This window comes from Neoluteolibacter marinus (genome assembly GCF_014904755.1).
GTDB classification, from domain to species: domain Bacteria; phylum Verrucomicrobiota; class Verrucomicrobiia; order Verrucomicrobiales; family Akkermansiaceae; genus Haloferula; species Haloferula marina.
On record NZ_JACZFQ010000287.1, the window covers coordinates 1 to 598 of the forward strand.

1 protein-coding gene is annotated in these 598 nt (G+C 71.1%); it reads left to right on the top strand.

What is annotated here, in order from left to right; all coding sequences use genetic code 11:
- Window positions 1-78 precede the first annotated feature (78 nt).
- A partial coding sequence (locus IG178_RS24885) for an MFS transporter (RefSeq protein ID WP_193215257.1) occupies window positions 79-598 on the top strand: 520 nt, incomplete at its 3' end.

Genomic DNA, 598 nt, shown 5'->3' on the forward strand with positions numbered 1-598 from the left:
CTGACGCGCCCCTCCCACGGCCCCACTGCACACCCTCGCGCCGCCTCGAGCGCGGCGCCGACCACCAGGAGATCACCCATGTCCGCTGAGGGCACCCGACCGTCCGTCGACGCCGAGCTGAAGGTCGGCCAGACCCGGAACCTGATCATCGCGACCCTGGCCTCCGTGATGGGCTTCTGGGCCTGGACCATCATCGGCCCGCTGTCCTCGCGCTACTCGCAGGCCATGGACCTCACCGCGGGGCAGACCTCGATCCTCGTGGCCATGCCGATCCTGGTCGGCTCCGTGGCCCGCGTCCCGGTGGGGGCGCTGACCGACCGCTACGGCGGGCGCGTCATGTTCACCGCGATCCTGGGCGTGACCGCTCCGCTCGTGCTGCTCACCGCGATCGTGGGGCAGCTGAACAGCTTCGGGCTGCTCGTCTTCGTCTCGTTCTTCCTGGGCATCGCCGGCACGGTCTTCGCGATCGGCATCCCGTTCTGCTCGGCCTGGTACGAGGCCCACCGCAAGGGCTTCGCGACCGGCGTGTTCGGCGCGGGCATGGTCGGCACCGCGGTCTCCGCCTTCGTCACCCCGCGCATCGTGGCGGGTCTGGGCT